Origin of the sequence: Cloacibacterium caeni, from assembly GCF_907163125.1 — a bacterium.
In the GTDB taxonomy this organism is placed as follows: Bacteria; Bacteroidota; Bacteroidia; order Flavobacteriales; family Weeksellaceae; genus Cloacibacterium; species Cloacibacterium caeni_B.
Genome location: NZ_OU015319.1, coordinates 305,852 through 327,739, shown reverse-complemented (window position 1 = coordinate 327,739; position 21,888 = coordinate 305,852). Strand labels below are relative to the sequence as shown.

The 21,888-nt window shown below is 33.1% G+C and carries 21 protein-coding genes and 1 tRNA gene; 15 read left to right on the top strand and 7 right to left on the bottom strand.

The genetic code is table 11. From position 1 onward, the window contains the following. Positions 1-28: 28 nt before the first annotated feature. From ric to KKQ79_RS01490, 5 genes are all read right to left on the bottom strand, one after another. Entirely contained in the window at positions 29-748 is a 720-nt protein-coding gene (gene ric, locus KKQ79_RS01510) for an iron-sulfur cluster repair di-iron protein (RefSeq protein WP_213188656.1), read from the bottom strand. Between the two features lie 95 nt (positions 749-843). Continuing rightward, positions 844-1,278 carry an RrF2 family transcriptional regulator gene (locus KKQ79_RS01505; protein WP_069799414.1) on the bottom strand — a complete coding sequence of 145 codons (435 nt, stop codon included), beginning with the start codon at positions 1,276-1,278 and terminating at the stop codon, positions 844-846. Positions 1,279-1,341: 63 nt separating this feature from the next. Beyond that, positions 1,342-1,716 carry a hypothetical protein gene (locus tag KKQ79_RS01500; RefSeq protein ID WP_213188655.1) on the bottom strand — a complete coding sequence of 125 codons (375 nt, stop codon included), beginning with the start codon at positions 1,714-1,716 and terminating at the stop codon, positions 1,342-1,344. Between the two features lie 69 nt (positions 1,717-1,785). Further along, positions 1,786-2,256, bottom strand: coding sequence for an Lrp/AsnC family transcriptional regulator (locus KKQ79_RS01495; protein ID WP_213188654.1), 471 nt, complete (start codon positions 2,254-2,256; stop codon positions 1,786-1,788). A gap of 134 nt (positions 2,257-2,390) precedes the next feature. Next, complete coding sequence (locus KKQ79_RS01490; protein ID WP_213188653.1) at positions 2,391-7,163, bottom strand: translocation/assembly module TamB domain-containing protein; 4,773 nt, start codon at positions 7,161-7,163, stop codon at positions 2,391-2,393. A 5-nt stretch (positions 7,164-7,168) separates the two neighbouring features. On the opposite strand from KKQ79_RS01490, the gene tsaD reads away from it, so the two are divergent. From tsaD to KKQ79_RS01465, 5 genes are all read left to right on the top strand, one after another. Then, positions 7,169-8,185, top strand: a complete 1,017-nt coding sequence (tsaD, locus tag KKQ79_RS01485) for a tRNA (adenosine(37)-N6)-threonylcarbamoyltransferase complex transferase subunit TsaD (RefSeq protein ID WP_213188652.1) — start codon at positions 7,169-7,171, stop codon at positions 8,183-8,185. Further along, the gene (locus KKQ79_RS01480) at positions 8,185-8,646 is read left to right on the top strand and encodes a WapI family immunity protein (RefSeq protein ID WP_213188651.1); all 462 of its coding nucleotides are present in this window, start codon (positions 8,185-8,187) and stop codon (positions 8,644-8,646) included. Before tsaD ends, KKQ79_RS01480 begins: the two co-directional genes overlap by 1 nt. Before the next feature lie 51 nt (positions 8,647-8,697). Continuing rightward, positions 8,698-9,579 carry a DUF808 domain-containing protein gene (locus KKQ79_RS01475; protein ID WP_213188650.1) on the top strand — a complete coding sequence of 294 codons (882 nt, stop codon included), beginning with the start codon at positions 8,698-8,700 and terminating at the stop codon, positions 9,577-9,579. Between the two features lie 154 nt (positions 9,580-9,733). Further along, positions 9,734-10,186 carry an IS200/IS605 family transposase gene (gene tnpA / locus KKQ79_RS01470; protein WP_213188649.1) on the top strand — a complete coding sequence of 151 codons (453 nt, stop codon included), beginning with the start codon at positions 9,734-9,736 and terminating at the stop codon, positions 10,184-10,186. 125 nt (positions 10,187-10,311) lie between these two features. After that, on the top strand, positions 10,312-11,004 hold the full coding sequence (locus KKQ79_RS01465) for an RsmE family RNA methyltransferase (protein ID WP_213188648.1): 693 nt from the start codon (positions 10,312-10,314) through the stop codon (positions 11,002-11,004). Here the strand turns inward: KKQ79_RS01465 and KKQ79_RS01460 are convergent, their stop codons facing one another. Further along, positions 11,005-11,460 carry a hypothetical protein gene (locus KKQ79_RS01460; protein ID WP_213188647.1) on the bottom strand — a complete coding sequence of 152 codons (456 nt, stop codon included), beginning with the start codon at positions 11,458-11,460 and terminating at the stop codon, positions 11,005-11,007. Positions 11,461-11,470: 10 nt separating this feature from the next. Further along, complete coding sequence (locus KKQ79_RS01455) at positions 11,471-12,136, bottom strand: TrmH family RNA methyltransferase (protein WP_213188646.1); 666 nt, start codon at positions 12,134-12,136, stop codon at positions 11,471-11,473. A gap of 86 nt (positions 12,137-12,222) precedes the next feature. Here KKQ79_RS01455 and KKQ79_RS01450 point away from each other — a divergent pair, with 86 nt between their 5' ends. The 10 genes from KKQ79_RS01450 (at position 12,223) to KKQ79_RS01405 (ending at position 21,881) form a co-directional block, all read left to right on the top strand. Next, positions 12,223-13,248, top strand: a complete 1,026-nt coding sequence (locus KKQ79_RS01450) for an asparaginase (RefSeq protein WP_213188645.1) — start codon at positions 12,223-12,225, stop codon at positions 13,246-13,248. A 23-nt stretch (positions 13,249-13,271) separates the two neighbouring features. Then, a tRNA-Ser gene (locus KKQ79_RS01445) sits at positions 13,272-13,358 on the top strand. Between the two features lie 249 nt (positions 13,359-13,607). After that, the gene (locus KKQ79_RS01440; RefSeq protein ID WP_213188644.1) at positions 13,608-14,840 is read left to right on the top strand and encodes a site-specific integrase; all 1,233 of its coding nucleotides are present in this window, start codon (positions 13,608-13,610) and stop codon (positions 14,838-14,840) included. Positions 14,841-15,234: 394 nt separating this feature from the next. Then, positions 15,235-15,939, top strand: a complete 705-nt coding sequence (locus KKQ79_RS01435; RefSeq protein WP_284070066.1) for an RteC domain-containing protein — start codon at positions 15,235-15,237, stop codon at positions 15,937-15,939. Between the two features lie 136 nt (positions 15,940-16,075). Beyond that, positions 16,076-16,336 carry a helix-turn-helix domain-containing protein gene (locus tag KKQ79_RS01430; protein ID WP_213188642.1) on the top strand — a complete coding sequence of 87 codons (261 nt, stop codon included), beginning with the start codon at positions 16,076-16,078 and terminating at the stop codon, positions 16,334-16,336. Positions 16,337-16,452: 116 nt separating this feature from the next. Beyond that, positions 16,453-17,427 (top strand): transcriptional regulator, encoded by a 975-nt coding sequence (locus tag KKQ79_RS01425; protein ID WP_213188641.1) that lies wholly within the window; start codon positions 16,453-16,455, stop codon positions 17,425-17,427. A gap of 27 nt (positions 17,428-17,454) precedes the next feature. Beyond that, a complete protein-coding gene (locus tag KKQ79_RS01420; protein WP_104792564.1) occupies positions 17,455-18,096 on the top strand; it encodes an AAA family ATPase in 642 nt (213 codons plus the stop codon). 133 nt (positions 18,097-18,229) lie between these two features. After that, positions 18,230-19,777 (top strand): type I restriction-modification system subunit M, encoded by a 1,548-nt coding sequence (locus KKQ79_RS01415; protein ID WP_213188640.1) that lies wholly within the window; start codon positions 18,230-18,232, stop codon positions 19,775-19,777. Beyond that, complete coding sequence (locus KKQ79_RS01410; protein WP_213188639.1) at positions 19,774-20,760, top strand: virulence RhuM family protein; 987 nt, start codon at positions 19,774-19,776, stop codon at positions 20,758-20,760. The genes KKQ79_RS01415 and KKQ79_RS01410 overlap by 4 nt, the downstream gene beginning before the upstream one ends. Then, positions 20,757-21,881 carry a restriction endonuclease subunit S gene (locus KKQ79_RS01405; RefSeq protein ID WP_213188638.1) on the top strand — a complete coding sequence of 375 codons (1,125 nt, stop codon included), beginning with the start codon at positions 20,757-20,759 and terminating at the stop codon, positions 21,879-21,881. The genes KKQ79_RS01410 and KKQ79_RS01405 overlap by 4 nt, the downstream gene beginning before the upstream one ends. Positions 21,882-21,888 lie beyond the last annotated feature (7 nt).

Sequence of the window (21,888 nt, the reverse complement as noted above, 5' to 3'; positions counted from 1 at the left end):
ATTTTTTGAAAAAACAATTAAAGTGAATTTAATTTTGCAATTCTTTTTGCAATTCAATTGCTTTTGGAAACAGAATATTATTCTCTAAATGGATATGAGTATGTAAATTTTCTTCGAATTCCTGAAGCATTTTATAAGTAACTTGATGCGTGTTACAAGCATCTGAAGGTGGTGTATATTGATTTAAAAGTTGGGCTATTTTTTCGAAACGATCTCCTTCATTTTCGTGTTCGTGTTTCATCATCTCAATTGGATTTTCTACTGCGCCAAAATGTGGTTTTGGTAATTCTACTCCTCTTCTTTTTGCTTCTACCATGTTTCTAATGAATGGGAATAATACCAATTCTTCTTTTTTCATGTGAGCCCCTAAATCTTCGGCAGATTGTTTAAACAATTCGTGAACTTCAATTAACTCTGGATATCTATCGCCTTTTACTCTTCTTAATTTATCTAAAAACTGAAGCAGATAAATGGTTTTTTCTTCTACATAACGGTGGTGCGTTTTCTCGATATAATCTGACAATAAATCTAAATCCCAAGCTTTAAAATCGATGTTCTGAGTTGCATTTTGCGTTACTCTTTCTAAATCTGCATAAATATCTTCTGGATTTTTCTTTTTCACTGCACAAACTTCTTCTATACTTCTATTTCCTTTGCAACAAAAATCGATTCCGTATTTTTTAAATACAGCTGCTGTTCTAAAATCTTCGGCTACAATTCCGCCTATTGTTTTGTCTTTTATTTCCATATTTTTTTCTTTTTTGACAAGACAAAAATACAAAAATATTTTAATAGGACAAATTTATCCGAATTAAATTTAAAAAATAAAAAAAAGAACTATCTCTAGTTCTTTAAGAAGGCAATGCCTTGTTCTGTTTTAAGCGCCATATCATAGACTGATATTTCACTGAGAGAATCTCTTAATTCTTCCCTTATTCCTTTGAATTTATCGTGAAAAGGACAAGGTTTCTCTGAAGTACATTTTTCTAAACCAAATGCACATCTCGTTAAAATATCTGGACCATCTGTTGCGAGTACAATTTCTATGAGTTTAATCTTATCAATCTTGTCTAATTCTACCGAAAAACCACCTTGTTTTCCTTTATTAGACGTCAATATACCCTTCTTAGAAAGAGGTTGTAGAATTTTTGCAACAAAAGCTTCTGGAGCATTTGTAGCTTCAGCGATTTGTTTTACATTGGTTTTTTTACCAGCAAGAGCTTCTTGTGCTATATAAATAACTGATTTTATAGCGTATTCACAAGCTTTAGAAAACATTTTTAATCATTTTAATCATCATTACGACATCAAAGTTAAGCAATTTATTCGGATTTTTTTATCTTATTTGAAAAAATTCCATTTTGGTATGATTGCCAATAAACCTAATGCCACATAAGAAAACAGTGTAAACAAATCTGAATACAGCATGGTAGAAAGATAAAACTCATGCAAGTAAAAATGAAACAGAATTGCTACCGGGAATAAGATTACGCCTATTTTTCTATAAAAATAAATTCCCACAATTGATAAAAGTCCGATAATATCTATCGTGAAAATCAAATAAAAGTACCAAACAGGAATATTAATGTCTGTTTTCTGAGAATACTCGGTAAGATCTACTCCTATTCCTAAAAAAGATAATGCTACCATAAAGAAAATGGCAACATAAAAAAAAGTGGTTTTTTCAGGATTTTTGTCAAAATAATTATCTTCCATTCTTTCTAAATTTATAAAAAAAGCTTTTGAAAATTCAAAAGCTTTATACTTTGCGAAAATAATAAATTATTAAACAGAAATAGCATTAATTAATCTATTTTTATCACTGAGGAACTCTTCCATAGAAATCATAGATTCAGTTCTCATAACATCTTGAATGTCATCTATTTGATAAATGATTCTTTTAGCGTCTTCAGTATTTTTAGCTCTTACCTTGCAGAAGATGTTATACTTACCAGAAATTACGCTTGCTTCTACCACATTTGGAATAGACGCTAATTCTGTAAGAACTTCTTGAGTTTTGTTAGATTTGGTTAATAAAATCCCAATAAACGCAGTAAAATGATAATCTAATTTACCATAATCTATATTTAAAGAAGAACCGAGGATAATTCCTGCATCTTCCATTTTCTTTACTCTTACGTGAATAGTACCTGCAGACACATCCATTTGTTTAGCGATTTCTGTGAAAGGCATTCTTGTATTTTCTACTAAAAAATCTAAGATTTTTTTGTCTATTTCATCTAATTGATAATTCATACCAGTATTTTTAGATTATTAAATTTATAAAAATTGCTATCTTTTTTTGCAAATTTATGAAATTTAATTGAAATGATAAAATATTATTTTGACAAAAAAACATTGATTTTTATCAGAAAATTTCTAAAAATCTATTACTTAGCAGAATCAATTTTAATAGTTTCGGGTTTATTTTTATTAGAATTCTTTAAAGAATCTTTCACTTTATTTTTCTTTTTGAAAAGATTATTAAAGCTTTTACTATACACTACACCTGCTCCATAAGTTTGGTTGGCGGTAGAGTTTAGCGTAGTTCCTAAACCTAAATTAGAAGGCTTAGAATAAGCTCTAAGGATTAATGAACCATCATTTTTCTTAGACACATCATATTCTATAATTCCTTCACCAGAAAGATAATTTCCGTATGTATTTTCGGTTTTTGCAACAGGAATTCCAAAACCAGTTTTCAGTGTAACTCTTGGCGAAAGAATAAAATTACCGCCAATATTGGCTCTATCTGCTGTATTAGAAGCTTGGTCACCTTTAATGTAATTTAAGTCAATTTGGAACTGCTCACTAATCGTATTGATTACATTGCCCAATTGTTTTAAAACCAAATTATACCCCAAATCGGAACCTACATTCCCAATATTGATATTTCCAAATCCACCTGTACTAGAAGTATTAAAATTATTGAGAAGCAATACAGAACCAAATTGTAGTGTTTTTTCGTCGTTATTGCTCATTCTTACCGTCAAAGCTTCTTTTACTTGTGAAGAAACATCTGGCGCTTGAACATCAAACTCTATTTTAGGATTTCTAAGATTTTGGGTGATTTTTGTTTGAAGCATTACATTAATCGGCGGCAAATTTCCAACGCCTAAATATTCTGTAGCATTAGAAACTGTTCTGTAATAATTTGCAGTAATATTCAATGCTGGATTAAATGGATCTCCATCCCAAGAAATGCTACTGAATTTATCAATTTGGAAGGTTTTCTCAAGAATTGCTTTAGAAATATACGTTCCGTTTTCCACAGAATATGTTCCATCAAGAGAAATTCTTCCATTAGGTTTCATGACAAATTTTAATTTATCTGAATCTCCTCTCACCACAATATCTCCGATATCATCTCCCACCAAAACGCTTACAGTAGAACCTTTATCAACACTCAAAAGAAGGTTAATATCCATATTTACCCCTTTTTTCGTTCCTTCGTCAATACTTACCACACCTGTTTTATCTTCTTTTAAGAATCTGAGCATTTTAAACTCATCTACAGAAGAGGTAGTATTACTATTAAGAGTAAAAATACTGTTATTCAAAATTTGGAAAGGCTCTGAATCTGTTGGCGTATCTTTACCTGCAGTAATACTGAGTTTTCCATTATCAAAACCTACATACAAGTCGCCTTTTCCATAAATTTTACCCCAGAATAAATCAAAATCGCTTTGTTTGGTATCCAAAAGCATCAAATTATCCGAAGTAATTAAGACGTTGGCTCCAATATTAGAAAGATTACTCAAATTAATCTGCGCCAATGAAAGCGTTCCCGAAGAATTATTTCTTCCGTCTCTAATTTTCACAGGTTCAGTAACTAAGATGTTTCCGTTTTGCAATAAGACTGTAGCATCTGCAAAAGTATAATCTACTCCGTTAAAATTAACTTTCAGACCAAAATCCTTTAAAGCAATGTCTCCACCGTAATTTATATCATTCATAGGACCGTTAATCGAAACAACTCCAGTTGCTTTTCCACGGAAATTAGAGAAAATATTGGTCACAAATGCCTGCACAAACCCAAGATTAAATTCTTGCAAATCTGCAGTCAAATTTAATGTAGGAGAAGTGGTATTATTATCTATAGTTCCCGTAACTTCTAATTGATTTTTTCCTAAAAATTCAGAAGAAAGGATTTTTGCATTAATGTCAAAAATATTAGGTTGAGCACTATTTTTCGCTGAAATCACCATATCTCCCAATTGTTTTCCGCTTAAGAAAATATCTTTTACTTCTAAATCAACCAAAGGTTCGAAGCTGGTTTTGCTCATTTTCAACTGTATGTTTCCATTGGCAATTCCTTTTAGGTCAAGATTTCCTTTTTGGCTCGGTAATAAATCTATAATTTTAGAAATTTCTACATTTTTTACATCAATATCTGCTGTGAAATCTTTAGCATCTTTATAAGTTGCTTCCTTTACAAATAATTCGCTTTCCTCAGAATATAATCGAAGATTTTTAATAAGAAAATCTCTCGTTTTTTTACGATAAGTAATGCTATGATTAAGTTCTGGAGAGGTGTCTACATTCCAAGTAAAATTGTTCAGTTTCAGTTCCGTTGGCTCAAATCTTATCACGTAATCACCATTTGCATCTACACTTTGATTGAGATTAATGGCATAAGATTTCATGGCATCATTTTGCTCATCTTCTAGCGTTCCAAGTTTAAAATTAGCAATCAAATGCAATCTTTCATCATTTTCATTTTCCCCAAAAAGTGTTACATCTTTTAATACATTTTTGCTGTATTCTACCCTACCAATATTGGCGAAAATTTGTTCAGAAGGATTTGCTGTATTGATTCTAATGGTGATATTATTAATCATCGCAGAATCTTTGGTCACCTTATTTTCGTCTAGTTTATATTCTGGATTTGCTTGCGCCAAAAGTCTGTCTGCTTGAGAAATCTCTTGCTTTTTAGTCATAATATATTTCAGAGAATTCGAATTAAGATTCAGAACCAAATCATTGGTGTTTCCGTTATACGAACCTTCAATTTTCGCACCTTCAGGAATTTTTAAATTCGGTTCAAAATAATTCACCAGTTTTTGACTCACATCAAAATTATAGGTAAACTGTTGACCTTTGTACAATCTTCTTTGTGGATTTCCGACCAAAATTTTATCAAAACCATTTTGGAACATTTTTCCTAAATCTCCCAAATTATATTTTCCAGAAATGTTTCCTTTTACCACATTCGGAATATCTGCATCTACAATTCTGTTTCCGTTTTCGAAGTAGGCTTTTACGCTACCATTCGGAACGTCTATTTTTTGGTCACCCGCATAGAAAATCACATTGTTGAGTTGCGCATCAAGATTCATATCATTCAAATCTTTGAATGCTAATTTCCCATCAATATTTCCACTGAAAACGGATTTTCCGTTACCTTGAACTCCAAAATAACTCAAATTAAGATAATCGATATTTCCTTTGATATCCGCCAAAAGTCTTGGCGTAGAAAAATCTATTTTTCCAGTTATTTTTCCTTTTGCTTCTTCATCATTAATCGTGATAATTCCGTTATATTGTTTTTTATTAAGCGTTCCGTCTAGATAGAGATTATTAATGGTTTTTCCTGTGATATCAATTTTAGAAATATTAGATTTGGTTCTTAAAGTCAAGGTATTGACATCAAAACCTCTTCCATCTACATTAAATCTCCCCGAAATTAAACCTACCGTATTGTTTTTAGTAATCGCAGAAGTATTGAAATCTTTCACATCTAAAACACCAACATATCGAGGATTTTGCTGGTCAATATCAGACAAAACAATATCTGCATTGGCTCTACCAATAGTTGTAATAGCATTTCCTTTGGCAATCACTCTTTTTGGCGTAACATCTACCGCTCCTTTGTACTGAATTCTTCCAAAAGGATCTGCGAAATTCTTCATTTTATTGGCTACGAAACTCGGAACCATCGCTCGAAGCGCAGGATAAGTAAAATTGGTGGATATATCGTTTGTTACAATATTGAAATTCCCTTTCAATAAATCTTTAAACTTAGTATTGGGTGTGTAAATATTTACATTTTCGCCTGTTAAAAGGAAATCATTGAGTCTGAAATTATTCAGCGGTCCGTTCATCTCTCCCGAAAGATTGATGGCAGAATAATTGTCCCATTTTGTAGCAAAATAGGAAATATCATAACCTGAAACTGCACTTCCGCGCTTCATTTTCATTTCCCAATTCACTTTATTATTGAAATCTTGCCACTTGGTTTCTTTATCTAAATGAAAAGTAAGGTCACCTTGTAAAAGCGAATGATCAGTATAAAGTGTTAAATCTTTTAAACTCAAAAATTCCTTAGACATCGAGAAATCTGTAGAAAAAGTATCTAAAGTGTGTACTTTCCCCCATCTTTTGGTCTTAAAACTAAGATTATTAATTCTAGCAGAAATATCTGGTCCAGAAATATTAAGATGTGGTGCAATAAGATTTACATTTTCTGCTTGCAACCATTTTCCTTCGTCACCTTCATGATTTTGATTAATGATAGAAATTTTAGAATTTAAAATAACTACTCTAGAATTGAGTTTGAAAGGTGGTTTTTTAGGATCACTTGGTTTTCCACTATCAAATTTGGTAATAAACCTGTTGAAATTATCAATAGAATCACCTTTATAAGTCACCACTTTTACATCTGCTTCAGAAAGCGTCAATGTAGAAAAATCAAGTTGTCTAGATTTACCAATTTTCAAGATTGATAACCAGTCAGAATCTGCTCTAAATTGCTTGGCATAGATAAAATCATTCTTTCTGTCGTCCTTTATTCTAAGACCATGAATAATAACATCTCCCAGAATGTTTACTTCTACTTTTTCTTTGGATATTTTTACTCCAAAGTCTTCTTCCAAAAATCCTAAAGCATAATTTGCAGCACGATCCTTAGTTGCAGGAAGATTGATAATGATTAAAAAAGTAAGAAATAAAAAAGACGCAATTGCGGCAAACCAAAGGAATAATTTGGCCCACCAAGAAAACTTTTGTACATCTTCTACAGCCTGAGCTACAGTTTCTTTGGCGGCTTCTACAGGATGTTCTATGGTGTGTTTTACGCCTTCTGCAACATCAGTTATTTTTTCACCAACTTTTTCTGAAATTGGTTTGTTGTTTTCGGAGTTATTATTTTCTAAATTTGCCATTAATTATGAATGAACCAATTATTTTAGGAATAGAATCTTCTTGTGATGATACTTCTGCTGCCATTATTAACGGAAATAAAATCCTTTCTAATATAGCAGCGAATCAAACGGTACACCAAGAATATGGTGGCGTAGTTCCAGAATTGGCTTCTAGAGCCCACCAACAAAATATTATTCCCGTAGTGGAAAAATCCTTCACTAAAGCAAATATACAACAAAAAGATATTTCTGCCATAGGATTTACTCGCGGACCTGGACTTTTAGGTTCTCTACTTGTAGGAACTTCTTTTGCCAAATCTTTAGCGATGAGTTTAGATGTTCCATTGATTGAAGTTAACCATCTTCAGGCGCATATTCTTTGCCACTTTATCGAAGATGCAAATCCGATGCCACCAAAATTTCCATTTTTGTGTCTTACCGTTTCTGGAGGACACACTATGATTGTTTTGGTGAAAGATTATTTTGATATGGAAATCATTGGGAAAACCATAGACGATGCAGCTGGTGAAGCTTTTGACAAAATCGGAAAAATAATGGGATTAGATTATCCTGCAGGTCCAATTATCGATAAACTCGCTAAATTAGGAAATCCAGATGCTTTCACTTTTGGAAAACCTAAACTCGAAAACTACGATTATTCATTCAGCGGAATTAAAACTTCGGTTTTATATTTCCTTCAAAAACAATTGAAAGAAAACCCAAATTTCATTCAAGAAAATGTAGAAAATCTTTGTGCTTCTGTTCAGAAAACCATCATTGATGTATTGATGAAAAAATTAGAAAAAGCTGCCAAAGATTATGACGTAAATGAAGTAGCGATTGCTGGTGGTGTTTCTGCTAATTCTGGCTTGAGAGAAGCCATGCAAAAAAATGTAGAAAAATTAGGCTGGAACGTTTACATCCCGAAATTTGAATACACAACAGACAATGCAGCAATGATTGCCATGGTTGCAAAACTGAAATTCGAACGTGGAGAATTCACAGATTTAAGAACCAGCGCAACTGCAAGATATGACATGTAATGATGGAAAAACTATCAATAAAAGGAGAATCAGGTAACTTTATAGAAATTATTTATTTAGAAGTTTATGGATTCCCAGATAACACCTCTCATTTCGGAGGTTATGATGTCTTGGCAAAGATAAATTTAAAGAGTGAAGACTTTACAATAAATTCTGATTTTTATACTTCAACAGGAGAAATTTACAATTTTTTTGAGAATTTAGAAAAATGTAACAAAAATCTTTCTGGCTCTGTAAAATTCATTTCTTGTGAAGACAATCTAGAATTTTTTGTTTCTTATAACAACTTAGGACACGTTAATATTAATGGTAGTTTTCATAATCACTCTATCTTAAATAATAAGCTTACATTTGAGTTAATATCAGATCAATCATATATTTCTGAAACCCTCAAAAATTTTCAACCAATTATTGATAAATATGGAAATAATTCAGGAATAAAAAATGATTTTATTTTTTGAAATATAACTATAATTTTTTTAAACAAACTTATAACACTTAACTAAACACTTATGGCTTCAGGCTTTTTTGCAATTTTAGATGATATCGCTGCATTGATGGACGATGTAGCAGTTGCTAGTAAACTGGCAACTAAAAAAACCGCAGGGATTTTAGGAGACGACTTGGCTGTAAACGCCGAAAAAGCGACAGGCTTCCTTTCCTCTAGAGAATTACCTGTACTTTGGGCAATTACCAAAGGTTCATTTCTTAACAAATTGATTATTTTACCCATTATTTTTGGGTTAAACTGGTTATTTCCTGCAGCCATCAAAATCATTTTGGTGATTGGTGGTTTATATTTGGCCTATGAAGGTGCCGAAAAAATTATAGAATTTTTCTTTCATAAAAATGACCACAAAACAGAACACGAAGAAGCTTTAGATGTGATGGATGATCCTATCGCTGCAGAAAAAGCAAAAGTAAAATCTGCTATCACTACTGATTTTATTTTGTCTTTAGAAATTGTAATTATTGCATTAGGTTCTGTATTAGACCAACCGCTTCTTAACCAAATTCTAACCGTTACAGTCGTTTCAATCATCGCTACAGTTGGGGTTTATGGAATTGTAGCTTTAATTGTAAGAATGGACGATGCTGGATATAAACTGCAAAAAAAATCTAAAAAAGAAGGCGGAATTTTATTTAATATTGGTCAATTGCTTATCAATATGTTGCCTTGGGTAATTAAAATTTTAGGAGTAGTTGGAACGATTGCTTTAATTCTAGTAGCTGGAGGGATTTTCCTACACAATGTAGAATATTTACATCATTTGGTTGAAAATTTACCTACACCTGCTATTGTCAATGAATTTGCCGCTGGAATTATTGGCGGTTTATTGATGGTAATTTTGATTACAGTGGGCAAAAAAATCATTTCACTGTTCAAAAAGTAATGAACACTGATAACGCAGATTTTAAGGATTTTTGCTGAACATAAAGAAAATTAGGTACAAAGTACCGAAATCAATAGCAAAGTGTGGAGCACTTTGGCAAAAATATGCCATAACAAAAAAGGTGCGAAGCACCGAAATCTAAAAAACTATTAAAATGGGACAATCTTTAGTAAAAAATTATATTCACATCACTTTTAGTACTAAAAATAGAAATAATTTAATTACTGAAGATATTGAAGAAGAACTCTACAATTATATAGGAGGAATTTGCAAAAATTTAAAATGTAATCCTCTAAAAATTGGTGGGTACAAAAACCACGTTCATATTTTGTGTTTATTACATAAAAACGTGGCGCTATCAAATTTAATTGAAGAAATAAAGTCTCATTCATCAAAATGGATTAAAACTAAAGGAGATAAATTTAAAATTTTCTATTGGCAAAATGGTTATGGAAGTTTTTCTGTAAATCCGAGAGAGGTTAATAAAGTAGTTGATTATATTAAGAATCAAAAAGAACATCATAGAACAAAAGGTTTTCAAGAAGAGTTTTTGCTATTTTTGAAAAATTATGAAATTGAGTTTGATGAAAAATATATTTGGGATTGATTTCGCCACTTCGTGGCTTCGAAAAATCAATTTTAATTTTACAAAGGGCTAAACCCTTTGCTAATGATATCGCCACTTCGTGGCTTACTAAATGTACAAAACATTTCAAAAATATTTAAAATAAAATGAAACTTTTCTTTGGCGAAATTATTCCAGATGTAAAAATTAATGACGAAGAGCAACAGCACATTGTGAAAGTTCTTCGTATGAAAGAAGGCGAAGAAATTTTCGTGACGGATGGAAAAGGAAATCTCGCCAAAGGAAACCTCGTTTTTGAAGGGAAAAAAGTCAGTCTGAACGTTACGGAAGTTCAAGAATATTTTCCGAATCTTACCAGACAATTGCATATTGCGATTGCTCCTACCAAAAACATCGACAGAATTGAATTTTTTGTTGAAAAAGCAACAGAAATGGGTATTTCCGAAATTACCATTCTGAATACTGAAAAAACAGAACGTAAAAACCTGAACATCGAAAAACTCAGAAAACAAGCTGTTGCTGCATCTAAACAAAGTTTAAGATTCTTCTTTCCAAACATTAATAATGTTACAAAACTTTCAGATTTTATTAAAAATGTAAATCCGGAAATGACTTTTGTGGCGCATTGCGATGTTGCTTTTGAACGCATCAACCTCAACGAAATTCCAGAATTGACCAATCCTACTTTCCTTATTGGTCCAGAAGGTGATTTTTCTGAAAAAGAAATTAAAATGTTAGCCGAAAAAGGCATTAAAGCCGTTTCACTGGGACACCAAAGATTAAGAACAGAAACCGCAGGGATTTTCGTAGCTGCGTGGAATTATGAAAAAATGATTTAATTATTCATATTTAATCTTAATTTTCTCAAAATTAATTTTTCCTTTTTTTAAGTAAAACTCTAAGGAATCATTTGTTCTTATATTCTCAAAAGACCAACCTTTTTTTATTTTGGAAATTGTATCCTTATTTACTTCAAATTCATAAAACTTGTTTGATTTCCCAACACCGCCTTGGATATAAACGAGTCTCCAAATATTTTCCTTATTTGCTAAAAAACATAATTGTTGATGTGGCTTATTTGGATATACTTTAACATCTGTTATATTGAAATTTTCATTTGGATTTGCTAATTTAAAATCTCTTCCGTACAAAGCTTCTAAAAATTTAATAATTGAAATTGGAAAGTATTTAACATCAGTATAAATTTGCCAATAATTGGAATTTTCCACAGAAGAATTCTCTTTTTTACACGAAAAAGTAAATAATAAAAATAATATAAAGATTAGTTTTTTCATAGCTTTTCATTTATCTATTCAAAAACCTTTCCAAAAGTTCTTCTCCACTTCTGATGGAATTTACTGTCCATCTGATTTTCATTTCTAGTAATTTTTCTTCAGATAATTTATAATCAATTCGAGATTTCATAAGTTTTTGCTTCAATTCGTACATACAAATTGCAGCGGCAACCGAAACGTTAAAACTTTTGGTAAAACCATACATGGGAATTGCCAAAGTTTCGTCTGCAAACTCTAAAATTTCATCAGAAACGCCTTCCAATTCTGTCCCAAAAACCAGTGCAATCGGTTCTTTTACTTCGTAATCAGGCAACATGGTTGCGTTATTCTCTGGAGAAACCGCCAAAATTTTATAACCTCTGCTTTTAATTTCTTTTAAAGAATCAAGATTATTTGGCATTTTTTCTACTTTTACCCAAGTTTCTGCACCTTTCGTAACCTTTAGATTTGGATTGAACACATTTTCTTCTTCCAAAGCAACTACGTGATGAAAACCACAAGCTTCCACACTTCTTACAATCGCTGCTGCATTACGGAACTGATACACATCTTCCATCACGGGAAGCACAAAATCTGAACTTTCCTGAGAAAAATGCTCTATTTTGCTCAATCTTTCATCGGTAAGAAATTGTTTTAGATAATCAAAAGTTTCTTGAAGTCTGTTTTTAGGAATCATTTGGCAAAATTGCAAAATATTTTAGAAATTAACTTTAAATTTTTAACTTTAAAGTCTGAAAAATTCTACAAAAAAGAAAATTTTACATGAAAAGAAAAGTCCTCATCATATACACAGGCGGAACTATCGGAATGGAGAAAGATTATGAAACCAATAGTCTTCGCGCTTTTGATTTCAATCATATTTTCAATAAAATCCCAGAGATGAATCTGCTGGAATGCGAAGTAAGCGTTCATCAGTTTTCAGAACCTTTGGATTCATCAGATGTAGGACCAGAAGAATGGAAGGAAATCGCTCAATTGATTGAGGAAAATTATCACCTTTTTGATGGATTTTTGATTCTTCACGGAACAGATACTATGGCTTATACTGCTTCTGCACTGAGTTTCATGCTTAAAAATTTAAGAAAACCTGTGATTTTGACGGGTTCGCAGTTACCAATCGGGGATTTAAGAACTGACGCCAAAGAAAATTTGCTCACCAGTCTTTATTATGCGAGTTTATATCAAAATAATGAAGCGGTGGTACAAGAAGTGGCGCTCTATTTCGAATATAAATTATTGAGAGGAAACCGTTGTTTAAAATATTCTGCCGAGAATTTCGATGCATTTATCAGTCCAAACTACCCTATTTTAGGAGAATCTGGTGTTCACTTGAAAGTAGAAGAAGCCATGCTGTACAGAACGCCTTATCAAGAAGATTTTTCTGTAGATTTACATTTGAATGACAGTATTCTTTTGTGGAGAATTTTCCCTGGAATCAATTTAGAAAGTTTGCCACAAATTCCTAAAATCAAGGTTTTAATTCTTCAAGTTTTCGGTTCTGGAACGATTTTTAGCAATAAAAAAACAGAAGAAGTCCTCCAAAAAATCAGAAATAACGGAACTGAAATCGTGGTGATTTCTCAATGTGTTTCTGGTGGAATAAGCATAGGGAAATACAATAACAGTAACATTTTCAAAAAGATAGGCGCAATAAGCGGTCATGACATCACTGCCGAAAGTGCTTTGGCAAAAGCTATGCATTTAATCGATAACCCGAATTATTCAGGAAATTTTGCAGAAAATTTTAAGAAAAATCTGCGTGGAGAAATTTCGGAAATTGAAGAATAAATTCTACCTTTGCCATCTGAAAAAGAAAGGTGTCCGAGTGGTTGAAGGAGCTACCCTGGAAAGGTAGTATACGGGTAACTGTATCGAGGGTTCGAATCCCTTCCTTTCTGCAATACGAAATACATATTTCATTAAAACCCTTTAAAATGTACGTTTTAAAGGGTTTTTTGTTTTATGTAATATCATAAATAACTAAAATAATTCAATCTGTAAGGGTGTAATTAGGTGAGTATCAAAAAATCACCAAAGTACTCACCTTTCTCTCTTGAAACTGCTTATACAAAGCCATTTCAATGATTGAACATCTTGTAGGTTCTTAGGGTCAAAAATAAATTTATAACCTTTAAATGTCACCACACATGAACCACTACAGTTTACTTTTCTACGCCAAGAAAACAAAAGGCAATCCAGAACTATCAGCCATTTATTTACGTATTACAGTGAGAGGAAAACGCTCTGAAATATCAACTGGGCAAACTATCCCAACAGCTTCATGGTGTTCTAAATCTGGTAAATTAAAAGGCAATTCCCAACAATCCAAATTCATTAATTCACTTTTAGAGCATATAAAATTCAAAGTATTTTCAAGTTATAACGAATTAATTTTGGCAAATAAAGAAATAACGAGTGAAACTCTTAAAAATCGTTATTTAGGTATTGACGAAAAGAAAGTAACTATCGTTGAAGTTTTCAAAGAACATAACAAACAAATGTATGACTTAATAGGAGAAACTTATTCCAAAGGAACTTGGGAAAGATATGAGACTTCCCTTAGACATACGATTGAATTTTTAAAATGGAAATATAATGTTTCGGATATGGACGTTAAACAAATCAATCCCGAATTTGTTTCTAGTTACGAATATTGGTTAAGAACAGTTCGTAAATGTGCCAATAATTCTGCTGTTAAGTACATTAAGAATTTTCAAAAAATCATAAATATCTGCTTTGCTAATGAGTGGATTTCAAAAAATCCTTTCATCAATTACAAATCAAAATTAACAACTGTAGTTCCTAATTTTTTATCTCAATCTCATATAGATCAAATTTTGAATAAAGAATTTAAGTCAGAAAGATTAGCATCAGTCAGAGACATTTTTATTTTTAGTTGCTATACTGGTTTAGCATACGTTGATATTAAAAATCTTACTTATGAAAATATATTTATTGACTTAAAAGGTGAAAAATGGATAAAAACAAAAAGAACAAAAACTAAGGTGGAGGTAAGAATTCCTATTCTCCCTATTGCAGAAATGATTATGAATAAATACAAAGATCATCCTAAATGTTTAAATCAAAATTTAGTCCTCCCAATACTAAGCAATCAAAAAATGAACGAGTATTTAAAAGAAATTTCTACACTATGCGATATAGAATTTGATTTAACTTTTCATGCAGCAAGACACACTTTTGCCACAACAGTAACTCTAAATAATGGTGTACCAATCGAAACAGTAAGTAAAATGCTAGGTCATAAAAGTATTAAAATGACCCAACACTACGCCAAAATCCTAGATTCCAAAGTCAGCAACGACATGAATATCTTAAAAGAAAAATTAGCCCAAAAAGAACTAAAAATGAAGATTTCTTAATCTTCATTTTCTTTTTTGGTAAAAACCCAAACAGCTCCAAACCAGTCTTATATAGTAACTTTCATATATTTTGTAACAATGTTGTTATATTTTCAATATATCATCATGTACTAGTAATTATTTTTCATTTATATAAGAGATTGATTATGAATAATTAATAAAATTCGTTTATTGTTGTTGAAAATATTTTTTAATATTTTTTGTTGCATTATCGTTAAAATTATATTTTTAGCACCGTTAAAAACAAAATTTAACTGTGGAAACGAAATCTATTGATCTCTTAAGAGAGCTTAATGGGCAGATTGAGTTTTTAGAGTCCGAATTTGATAACGTTCTCCAAAAATCAGAAGAGACAATCAAAGTCATTCTCAAAACTCTAGAGCAGCTGAAAAAAATGCTCATTAAACATAAATTTAAATCTAAGCATGAAGAAATTTTATTTTTTAAATCCATAAAACCGCAATTCACTTCCAAGCTATATTATCACATGGCAATTTATAGAATTGCTTCCCAAGCTCCATTAGGAGGTGCATCAATCCTCAAAAAATATTATGAAGCTGAACAGGCCAACATAAAAGATTTCTTTGATAAGAATTTAGATTTTTATCAATACTACCGTACGAATAGCACTTTCCTAGATGAGAAATATTTTTTGAGAGGAAATGTAGATTTTAAAATCAACCTCAACAATTATTATTTTGAATTTGACCCTAAATTCTCAACCGCCCATGATAGCAAAGTCGCTTTAATCATGGCGAACGACCTTTTGTCTATATACATAGATAAAAAGATTTTAGAGCTTGAAAAAGCACTAAACGGGATTTATACAACCCAATCATCCAAACTCCAATGGACGGCCTCAAAAGTCGCCCTTATTGAACTCATCTACGCCCTCCAAACCGAAGGCGTTTTCAACAACGGAACTGCTAATGTTAAAGACATTGCAGAACAATTCCAAGAAACCTTCAATGTAGATTTAGGACAATACAGGCGTATGTTCCTAGACATCAGAACCCGAAAAGACGACAGAGCCAAATTTATCAATACCCTCAAAGATAAACTTCTGTTAAGAATGGAGGAAACAGACGAAAATTTTTAAAAAATCATTCACAACGCAGTCTCCGTTGTGAATAAATCTTACCAAAACAGCACAATTTCGCTGTAAACAATTCCGGGGATGAAAGTCATTGCTGGAATTCTAAACCAACTTAACCTTAACCTTAACCTATTGAATTATGGCACTAGAAATTATTACCAAAGAAGACCTTCAAGAGTTCAAAAATGATCTTTTACAAGAACTCAAAAACTTACTGCTCCCAAAAACAAACAACCAAAAACAATGGCTCCGTAGCGCAGATGTTAAAGCACTCCTCAAAATATCCTCGGGAACACTCCAAAACATGAGGATTAACGGCACTCTCCGTTACTCTAAAGTCGGAGGTACACTATACTACAACTATGAGGACATTGAAAAGCTCTTACAATCTAATAATTAATCAATCACCAATCATAATGTCACGCTGAGCATAAACAGAAGTTTACGAACGAAGTTCACGAAGCGACCATCACCCAACTTCCAACTCCCATCATCCCACATCCAGCATTTAAAAATATGAACTACATCCGCCACCTTACAGGATTTTACGAAAAAATCCACGAAGACTCACGCCTTAACCCCACACACATCAGCTTATACCTTGCTTTATTTCAGTTCTGGAACCTCAACCACTTCCAGAACCCAATAAGCATTTCACGACATGAAATGATGAAGCTCAGTAAAATTGCAGCGTTAGGAACTTATCACAAGTGTATAAAAGACCTTCAAGATTTTGGATATATCGAATATTTACCCTCATTCAATCCATACAAAGGAAGTTTGGTCAATCTTCATAATTTCGAAAATATAGATGTTCACCATTTGAACAAGAACCGTATCAAAAATCAAACAAGCTCTGAACAAGCATTGAACCAGCACCATATCAAAATCGAAACAGGTATTGAACAAGCATTGATACCTTCTATAAACTATATAAACAATATAAACAATAAACATAGTATTACCTCACCCGAGACCAGTTCAAATTTTAAACAAGCTTTTTTACCTGCAATTCCTTTCCAAGAAATTGTTCCAAAATCACTATCCCAAAAAAGTGAAGAAAAAGAAAAGTTGCGCGAAAAGAAAAAGAAAATCGCAAAGCTTTCGCCAACTCTTATCGAAAACAATATTCAAGTTGGAGGCAAAAAGAATTTTCCTGTCATTCTGAACGAAGCAAAGCGCAGTGAAGAATCTCACTACATCAAACCAGCTCCCAAAATCCCACCCACCTTTGCTGAGGTAAAACTTTTTTTCGAAGAAAAAGACACTCCGCTTTCCGAAGCCGAAAGATTTTTTGACCACTACGAATCCAACGGCTGGCTCGTGGGTGGAAAATCCAAAATGAAAAATTGGGAAGCAGCTGCACGCAATTGGCTCAAAAACTCCAAAAAATTCAATGATAATTTAAAACCACGTAGCCTGAGCGGAGCCGAAGGCAAACGCAACAATCTCCAAGCCACCACCAACAAAAGCTACAAAGAACCACTTTAACCTTTACCTTAACCTCAACCTCACTCTATGAACTTTCCTACACCACCCATAGAAACCCGTTATGATTATTACAAAATCATTCCAGAATTCAAAAAATTCGCTTCCCAATACATCGGTAAAAACTACCTCATTCCAGACGAAGAAAAACCCATAGTCTTCGCCACCATTGCATGGATGCTCCAAGACGATTTAGTAGCTAAAGAAATGGACTTCGACCTCCAAAAAGGAATTCTCCTTTCTGGTCCTATCGGTTGCGGAAAAACCACCTTATTCAAGCTCATGCAAAAATTCATAGGAAACAAAAACAAATTCGGCATGGTCTCCACACGCCAAATCGTTTCAGAATTCATGCAGTCGGGCTATCAAATCCTTGAGAACTACTCCAAAGGAAACTTCGCCCACGATGCTCGAAAAGCCAAAGTCTATTGCTTTGACGATTTAGGCATTGAAACCTCATCGAAGTATTACGGAAACGATTGCAATGTCATGGCAGAAATCCTCCTCACACGCTATGACCTGTTCAAAGAAAAAGGACTCATCACTCACCTCACCACCAATCTTTCTGCAGCTGAAATAGAATCCATCTACGGAAACAGGCTTCGCTCCCGAATGAGAGAAATGTTTAATCTTTTCGGTTACGACCAAAACTCCACCGACAAAAGAAAGTAATTTAATTAGTTTTATTTCAATTTATTGTAATTTATTGCAGATTTTACGGTTTGCCCTTTTTAATAAGACTCGGTTTTGTTATATTTGAAATTTAATAACCATAAACTTTTTCTAAAGAATTATTTACTTAAAAATGACAAGCATAGCACAAAGAGCGGCATTACAAAATCAAATTTGGAAGATTGCCAACGACGTTAGAGGCTCAGTAGATGGGTGGGATTTCAAACAATTTGTATTAGGAACTTTGTTTTATCGCTTCATTAGCGAAAACTTTACCAATTACATTGAAGCTGGAGACGAAAGCATAAATTATTCCCAATTATCTGATGAGGTCATCACTCCCGAAATCAAAGATGACGCCATAAAAACAAAAGGCTACTTCATATATCCAAGCCAGCTTTTTGTGAACATTGCAAAAAATGCCAATAACAACCCCAATCTAAACACAGACCTAAAAGCCATTTTTGATGCCATAGAAAGTTCTGCCAATGGTTATCCTTCGGAAGAAGACATCAAAGGTTTGTTTGCAGATTTTGATACCACAAGCTCAAGACTAGGCAACAATGTAGAAAACAAAAACGCTCGTTTAGCAGCAGTCATCAAAGGCGTGGAACAACTAGACTTTGGTAAATTTGAAGACAACCAAATAGACCTTTTTGGTGATGCCTACGAATTCCTTATCGGCAATTATGCAGCCAACGCGGGGAAATCGGGAGGTGAGTTTTTCACCCCTCAACACGTTTCTAAACTCATTGCTCAACTGGCAATGCACGGACAAAAATCAGTCAACAAAATTTACGACCCTGCAGCAGGTTCTGGCTCATTACTATTACAAGCCAAAAAACATTTTGACAACCACATCATAGAAGAAGGTTTCTACGGACAAGAAGTCAATCATACCACCTACAACTTGGCGCGTATGAATATGTTTTTGCACAATATCAATTATGATAAGTTTCACATTGTTTTAGGAGATACCCTTAGAGACCCTCAGCTGATGGACGAAAAACCGTTTGACGCCATTGTGTCTAATCCGCCGTATTCTATCCCTTGGATAGGGAGTGATGACCCTACCTTGATTAACGATGACCGTTTTGCGCCTGCAGGTGTTTTAGCTCCTAAGTCTAAAGCAGATTTTGCATTTGTATTACACGCCTTGCATTACTTATCGAGTAAAGGGAGAGCAGCTATTGTGTGCTTCCCAGGTATTTTTTACCGTGGCGGTGCCGAACAAAAAATTAGAAAATATTTGGTAGACAACAATTTTGTAGAAACCGTCATTGCTTTAGCCCCTAACTTATTCTACGGAACGTCTATCGCCGTAAATATTCTCGTGCTTTCTAAACATAAAACAGATACCAAAACCCAGTTTATTGATGTTACAGGGGAAGATTTCTTTAGAAAGGTAACCAATAACAATTTGCTAGAAGACGAACATATCGATAAGATTATGGCGATGTTTGACAGTAAAGCCGAAGTGCCACACGTAGCCACCACTATTGACAATGCTAAAATTGCAGAAAACGATTACAACCTATCCGTAAGCTCGTATGTAGAAGCCAAAGATAAGCGCGAGAAAATTAATATCGAGGAACTGAATGCAGAGATTTCAAAAACGGTGGAGAAAATAAATATACTTCGTGCGAATATTGATAAAATTATAAAAGAGATTGAAGTATGAGCGAAATAATTTTATATACCACGGACGATGGACTGACTAAAATAAATGTCCAACTCGAAGATGAAACCGTTTGGCTTACACAAGACCAAATAGCAATGTTGTTTGACAAAGCAAAATCAACCATCAGCGAACATATTAAACACATTTTTGAAGAAGGTGAATTAGATGAAAAATCAGTTGTTCGGAAATTCCGAACAACTGCTGCTGACGGCAAAAATTACGAAGTAAATTATTTTAACCTCGATGTTATCATTTCCGTTGGTTATCGGGTGAAATCGGTACAAGGCACTCGTTTTCGACAATGGGCAACGCAACGCTTAAAGGAGTATATAGTAAAAGGGTTTACAATGGACGATGAACGCCTTAAAAACTTGGGCGGTGGCAATTATTGGAAAGAACTATTAGACCGCATTCGCGACATTCGTTCCAGCGAAAAGGTAATGTACCGTCAGGTGTTGGAATTGTATGCGACTGCTACCGATTATGACCCAAAAAGCGAAGAAAGTTTGACTTTTTTTAAAATTGTTCAAAACAAATTGCATTATGCAGCTCACGGAAATACGGCAAGTGAAGTAATTTATTTGCGTGTGGACAGCGATAAACCTTTTGCAGGGCTCACCAATTTTAAAGGCGAGCAACCCACACAAGCCGAAGCAATGATTGCCAAAAATTATTTGGAAGAAAAAGAATTGAAAGTGCTCAACAATTTAGTAGCCGCTTATTTTGATTTGGCAGAATTAAACGCTATTGAAGAACGGGAAATGCGTATGACAGATTATGTGCGTGAATTAGACAATATTCTTGGTTCTACAGGAAGAAAAATATTGGAAGGTTCGGGAAAAATATCGCATACTCAGGCAGCAGAGAAAGCAAAGTTGGAATATAAGAAGTACAAAGCACAAACGCTGCTATCCGTAGAAAAAGAGTATTTGAAAACTATCTCGGATTTGGAGAAAAAAGCAAAAAAGAAAGGGAAACAATGAGTTACATAGATAAATTATTAGAGGGTGTTGAGGTCGTGTGGTTACCCTTAGAAAAATTCGCTGAATATGAGCAACCAACAAAATATTTGGTGAATTCAAATATTTATAACGACAATTTTAAAATTCCTGTTTTAACGGCTGGTAAAACCTTTATTCTAGGTTATACTGATGAAACCGAAGGAATATATAGAGCATCAAAAAATCCTGTCATAATTTTTGATGATTTTACAACTGCAAACAAATGGGTTGATTTTGATTTTAAAGCGAAGTCTTCAGCTATGAAAATGATTACTTCCAAAGATGAATCATTAGTGTCATTAAAATATATTTATTATTGGATGAATACGTTGCCAAGTGATTTAATAGATGGTGACCATAAAAGACAATGGATTAGTAATTATTCTAAAAAACTTATCCCCATTCCATGCCCAGAAAACACTAAAAAATCTCTCGAAATCCAACAAAAAATAGTTGCAATTCTAGATACATTCACCGAACTTACAGCAGAGCTTACAGCAGAGCTTACAGCAAGAAAATCGCAATATACTTATTATAGAGAAAAGTTGCTATCTTTTGATGAAAATAAAGTGAAATGGAAGACGTTGGGGGAGGTGGCGGAAATTGGCACTGGCAGTCATAATACACAAGATGCTGTTGATTATGGCATTTATACATTTTATGCAAGAGGTATAACTCCCTTAAAACTTAATTCATATGATTTTGATGAAACAGCTATCATTACAGCAGGTGATGGAGTTGGTGTTGGAAAAGTATTTCATTGGGCAGTTGGAAAATATGCACTACACCAAAGAGCATATAGAATTGTGCCAAATAGTGTCGTTAATTCAAGATATGTCTATCACTACATAATTACAAAGTTTTATGATTACATTCTTAAGACCTCTGTAAATTCATCTGTTACTTCAATGAGAAAGCCCATGTTTTTAAATTTTCCAATCCCCATTCCCTCACTCGAAGAACAAGAACGCATTGTTTCTATTTTAGACCAATTTGATACGCTCACCACTTCCATCACCGAAGGTTTACCAAAAGAAATAGAGCTAAGAAAAAAACAATACGAGTATTATAGAGATATGTTATTATCTTTTCCTAAAAATTAAAACCAAA